Source organism: Alterirhizorhabdus solaris (assembly GCF_007785815.1).
Classification (GTDB): domain Bacteria; phylum Pseudomonadota; class Alphaproteobacteria; order Sphingomonadales; family Sphingomonadaceae; genus Alterirhizorhabdus; species Alterirhizorhabdus solaris.
Genome location: NZ_VNIM01000160.1, coordinates 1 through 5,376, shown reverse-complemented (window position 1 = coordinate 5,376; position 5,376 = coordinate 1). Strand labels below are relative to the sequence as shown.

General features: G+C 65.3%; 6 protein-coding genes. 2 read left to right on the top strand and 4 right to left on the bottom strand.

Annotated elements, in window-relative coordinates:
- Positions 1 to 147: transposase (locus FOY91_RS20505; protein WP_145155821.1), on the top strand; the 147-nt coding region annotated here is incomplete at its 5' end.
- Between the two features lie 6 nt (positions 148 to 153).
- Here FOY91_RS20505 and FOY91_RS20500 read toward each other — a convergent pair.
- The 4 genes from FOY91_RS20500 to FOY91_RS20485 all read right to left on the bottom strand — a co-directional run bounded on the left by FOY91_RS20500 (position 154) and on the right by FOY91_RS20485 (position 4,164).
- Positions 154 to 1,845 carry a M48 family metallopeptidase gene (locus FOY91_RS20500; protein ID WP_145155819.1) on the bottom strand — a complete coding sequence of 564 codons (1,692 nt, stop codon included), beginning with the start codon at positions 1,843 to 1,845 and terminating at the stop codon, positions 154 to 156.
- Positions 1,846 to 1,863: 18 nt separating this feature from the next.
- The gene (locus tag FOY91_RS20495) at positions 1,864 to 2,502 is read right to left on the bottom strand and encodes a LemA family protein (protein ID WP_162527297.1); all 639 of its coding nucleotides are present in this window, start codon (positions 2,500 to 2,502) and stop codon (positions 1,864 to 1,866) included.
- A gap of 92 nt (positions 2,503 to 2,594) precedes the next feature.
- Positions 2,595 to 3,017, bottom strand: a complete 423-nt coding sequence (locus tag FOY91_RS20490) for a VOC family protein (protein ID WP_145155815.1) — start codon at positions 3,015 to 3,017, stop codon at positions 2,595 to 2,597.
- A gap of 385 nt (positions 3,018 to 3,402) precedes the next feature.
- Positions 3,403 to 4,164 (bottom strand): class I SAM-dependent methyltransferase, encoded by a 762-nt coding sequence (locus FOY91_RS20485; protein WP_145155813.1) that lies wholly within the window; start codon positions 4,162 to 4,164, stop codon positions 3,403 to 3,405.
- An 87-nt stretch (positions 4,165 to 4,251) separates the two neighbouring features.
- Here FOY91_RS20485 and FOY91_RS20480 point away from each other — a divergent pair, with 87 nt between their 5' ends.
- Positions 4,252 to 5,058: an AraC family transcriptional regulator gene (locus FOY91_RS20480; RefSeq protein ID WP_145155799.1), complete on the top strand. Its 807-nt coding sequence runs from the start codon at positions 4,252 to 4,254 to the stop codon at positions 5,056 to 5,058.
- Positions 5,059 to 5,376: the final 318 nt, after the last annotated feature.

The window sequence follows — 5,376 nt, the reverse complement described above, 5'->3', positions numbered from 1 at the left end:
TACGACAAGCGCCGCTACCGGCGTCGCAGCCGCATCGAGATCATGTTCGGCCGCCTCAAGGACTGGCGCCGCGTCGCCACCCGCTACGACCGCTGCCCCACCGCCTTCTTCTCCGCCATTGCTCTCGCTGCCACCGTCATCTTCTGACTGTGATCAACGAGTCCTGACCCTAGGGTAGACATGTCCTCCCGGCGGTCCATCGGATCGCGGGGCCACGCTGGGGGCGCCTGAAGGCGGGTCCGGTCGCGTCTGCCGCTGCCCGTCAGTCGTGCTCGATCTGGCGTCCACGACCCCGACGACCCGTCGCATCAGCTTGGGGCTTACGGCCGCAAGGCCGATCAACAGGACGAGAAACAGCGGCATCGCCAGGCCGGACGAAGCGGGGGCTGGCGCGCTAGTTGTCGGTTCGGCCGACGCTTCCGCCGACGCCTCATTCGCCTTGGCCCGTTTCGCTGCAAGCTGAGCTGGTGAATACCGATACTCCGGGCATATTCCATCGCGATAGGACCGACCGATACATTCGGGGCCGGAATTCACGTCGCGTGCGATCTCGACCAGCGCGCCGGGAGCGAGGCGCGCCGCCAGTTTCGAAAGATCACGATCGGCCGGCCACCAGAAGACGAGCAGGAACATGGCGATGCTGGCGACCGGAATAATCATCGCTGGCGCAAGACCGATGGCATTGCGTCCATCGGTAGCGCGCCATTCGCACCAGGCTATGCACGCTTCCTGCCATTGCCGGTGGGCATCCGGGTCGGTGAAACGTCGCACCAACATGCTCAACGACGCCGTTGGCGGCTGCTCGAGCGGTCGGCCGGTCGCGTCGGCGGGATAGAGCATCCGCCGCGTCGACCGCGCTTGGCCGAAGCGGGCGCGCGAGGGCTCGCGCGTATCGCGGCGCTGGCGTGTCGCGTCCATCAGGCCTCGGCCGAGCGTGGTGATCGCCTGCCGCCGTGCGTCGATCGCGGGATGCGTGCCGCCCTCGTGGTCCGCCGGTCCATCGAACAGCGCTCCCTCGACCCGCTGGCTGCCGGCGAAGGCGCCATGCCCGCCGATCTTGACCAGCGCACTGAGCAACGCCTCCGGGAAATGCGTCACGCGTACCGCCTCGCCATCGGCGATATGGTCACGACCGAGCTTGAGACCGCGCCGGGCGAACCGTGCCAATGTCATGGCTGCCATCGTCGTGGCGCTGCCCGCCAGCATCACGACCAGCAACGGCGGGAGCAGCAACGGCAGGATCATCTGCCGCCAGTCCTCGAACCGTAGCGGGTTGTGGACCTGCAACAGCACCGCGGTGCGCATCAGTGCGTGGTTGGCGGCCAGCAGCCCGGTGTCGCCCTGGCGGATATGCGATGCCTCATGTGCCAGCACGGCAAGCAGTTCGTCATCATCGAGCCGATCCAGCATACCGCGCGTCACGACGATCAGCCCGCAGTTCGGTCCCTCGCCAATGGTCAGGGCGTTGGGTTCGGCGGCATCGAGCACACCGAAACGCGGCAGGCGAACGCCGAGGGTGGTGCAGGCCTGCTCGGCGATGCCGACGAAGCGCGGTTCATCGGTCCGCGAGACAATCCGCACGCCAAGACCATATATCACCGCTTCGGCATGACTGCGGTAGAGACGCCGGAAGATCCATGCGCTGAAGACCGCGACCGGCAGACCATAGCGCAACGCGTAGCCGGTCGGATCGGACAGGATGGTATGCTCCTGATCCACGATCAGCAGCAGCATCGTCAGCACGAACGCGCCGATCAGCTCGAAGGCGAGGACATAGGCGAACAGCAGCAGTGCCGTGAAACGCCGGTTGCGAGCGGCGTGCGTGACGTATCCATAGGCAGCCATCGCCTCGACCCCCGGCGACTAGAGACGGATCCTGACCGGCTCGGCAAATTCCGCGCGCCGTTCGCCGAGGCTGAATTTCGCCCGCTCGGGGGTCGGATCACGGCGGCTGATCACATTGCCGGGGAACGCACGCCTGACCGCATTCAGTTCCTCGACCGCCAGATTATAGAAGCGACGCGCGGCGGTGATGCGATCCTCGAGGCGGATGAGATCCGTGCGCAACGTCCGGTAATGTTCGTCGCTTGCCAGTCGCGGATATTTTTCGCTCACCGAGAAGACGTTCTGGAGGATGTCGGCGATCTGCGTGCCGGTCTGGATGGCGGCGTTGCCTGCCGCTTCGAGGGCATCGACACGCGCATCGAGCACGTCGCGGATCACGTCATGTTCCTTTTGCGAGAACGCCCGCACGACCTCGACGAGATTGCCGACCAGGCTGCTGCGTTCGATCAGCAACGCATCGATGTCGCCGAACGCGGCGTCTGCTCGCTCGTCGAGCGAAGCGATCAACGCGTGTTGGCCGCGAACCTTGAGCGCCACGATCGCGACGCCCCCGAGCACCAGCCAAAGCCACCAATGGTCCAGCGCGAAGTTGGTCGCACGGGTCAGGCGACCGAACAGATCCGTCGCCTGACTGAAAGTCGTGCCATTTCCCTGCATTGATGCCCTCCCGCTACAAACGGACAGGACATATCGGTCGCACGTTAACATGTTCCCCCGGAGCGCCGACGAACCGGGCCGCAGGCCTCTAACTAGGCGTCATCCGGCGGTCCCCCCTCGACGGCGGCGGGGTCCATCCAGAACGGCCCGAAACCATGACCGTCGAGATCCTCGAAAGCGCGGCTGTACATGAAGCCCATATCTTGCGGTTCATGCAATTCGCGTCCGCCCGCCTCGATCGCCGCCTGCGTAATCGCGTCGACCTCGGCGCGACTGTCGAACGACAGCGCGTAATGTCCGGTGGAACTGGTCGTGGCATCGACGATCGTCTTCTGGGTGAATGTCGCGAAGAAGGGCTTGGCGAGCAACATGACGTAGATCGCATCAGACCAGACCATCGACGAGGCCTGCCCGTCGCTGAAGCGAGGGTTCTTCTCGAAGCCGATTGCCTCATAGAAAGCGGTTGATGCCGCGACATCGGCGACCGGCAGGTTGATGAAAATCATTCTGGGCATCGCGGTGCTCCTCGCATCGTAACGGCAGCTGCTGATTCGGCCAGCTTGCAGACTATGCGCTACCCGGTGCTTCCCGTCGTGCCCGCTCCGTGTCATTCGAAGCAGAACAGTGTTCGCGTATCGCAAGGCGGGTGGCCGGCTCCCTCATGGACGCGGGCGTCAGCCAGTCGAACGCCATGAAAACGGATCGCTGCTTTCCTTGGCTGGAGCCGCCCGGCTGCCCCCAGCTTGCACCAAAAAGCAGCCCCGCTGCGAGATTGACGAGCGTCCGGTCCAGGGAAGGGAGCGAGACGCCGGAATGGCCAGATGTGGGTCACCAGATCCGAGGCAGGGCGATATTGGCCAAATCGGCCTATACGGGCTGCATGCCGTTGAAGATGCGCTACTATTGACGATCCCAAGCAACGATCGAGACCGGAAAGACGAACCGGATGCCGTCCGCGGCATGGCGGGCGGCGACCCCGATGCGATCCTCGCCACTGGTGATATCCGTCTCGAACAAGGCCGTCAGCCCAACCATGTCCTCGGCATCGGCCAGCGTATCGAGCAGCGCCTCCAACCGGTAGAAGTCGGTCCCCCGCTCGATCAGTCCCGCCCTCTGACCCAGCGCGCGCAACTGGTCGAGCGTCAGCGCGCTGGCGTGTGACGGATCGCGCAGCGTTTCCATGCGATCATAGGCCGCTTGCGTATCGGCCGTCGGCGTGGCGTCGATGACGACCACGCGACCGCCAGGCCGGCAGACGCGCGTCATCTCGCGCAACGCGGCACCCGGATCGGGGATGTGGTGGAAGCTGTAGCGGGTCAGCACGACGTCGAACCGGTCGTCCTCGAACGGCAGGCGCGTGGCATCGCCGACCTGCCATGTGATGTTGTCCAGACCCGCGTTCCGCTGGCGCCCGCGTGCCTGATCGATCATCGCGGGGGTGAGATCGATGCCGGTGATGTGACGGGCCAACGGTGCGGCAGCGCAGGCAACGATGCCGGGGCCGCAAGCGACATCGAGCACCGCCATTTCGGGCGTGATAGCGGCGGCGGCGAGCGTGCGCGCCATGCCATCGGCGTCGGCGTGGACCGACAGGTCGGCGAAGGGCTGCGCCCACCGGGTGAACTGATCGACGATCTTCGTGTCGTGTGCCGTGCTGGCCATGTCTCTCGCTCCTGTGGTGGACACGGAATAGCCAATGGCGGGCTGACCGGCTAACGACTACCGGTCAATAATGAGCGCGGAACGGCCATGCGACGCCTGAGCGAGGAAGAAACAACGGCAACGCTCATTACCTACGGTCTCGACCGTCCCCGCGGGTCCGGCTTCGCCTTCCACGACCTTGCGCGGAACACCTCCTACGATTGGCACGCCCACGATTATCACCAACTGATCTACGCGCTCGCCGGCACGACCCAGATCGAGAGCGAACGCGCGCGATATCTGCTGCCGACCGGCCGGGCGGGGTGGATCCCGGCAGGCGTGCGGCACCGCACGCTCATGTCCGACATCGAGGGTGCCTCGATCTACTTCGCGCCCGATACGGTGAAGGACGGGACAAGCCGGGTCCGCATCCTCGTCGCCACGCCGGTCATGCGCGAGATGATCCTCCATGCGCTGCGCTGGCCGCTGGGCGCGAGCGAGGCCGATCCGGTGGCGGCGAGCTTCTTCCGCACGCTCGCGCTGATGAGCGAGGAGTGGTTGGAGAGCGAACTGCCACTGTCGCTGCCCGGTGCGATGCATCCTGGGATCGTCCGGGCGATGGACTATGCGCTCGGCAATCCCGGCGCCGCGACGCAGGCCGGCGCCCTGTCCGCGGCCGGCCTTTCCGAACGGACATTCCGCCGGCTGTTCCTTCGCGAGACGGGAATGGGCTGGCAGGCTTGGCTGGGTCAGGCGCGCGTTATGGCGGCGATGGCTCTGCTCACGGAAGGCCGGCTGGTCACCGACGTGGCTCTCGAAGTCGGCTACGCTTCGCTGAGCGCTTTCGCCAAGGCTTTCTCTCAACTCATCGGCGAGGCCCCGGCCGCCTTCAGGCGGCGCGCGGCGCGACGCTGAATACCACGCGGTGTGGCGCGACAAGCCGGCCACCTCATCGATGTCAGCCCACAGATAGGCGGGCGGAAGCGCCTGCTGTTCCTTTCGGACGAGAGTGCCGTCTACGATCCATTCGCAGCTTGGCCGACTATCATGGCTCCAGATGGAAACTCCGAGCGCGCACCGCATATGGCCGTTCCTGCCACCGCCTAAGAGACCGTTTGGAAAAGGCTTTGCACGGTTGGTCGGATGTGATTCAGGCTCTGGATGTGGACCGAAGAGAGCCGAGGGCGGATGTCCGACATCGCCAGGAAGACCAAGCGATATCCGTCTGATCTG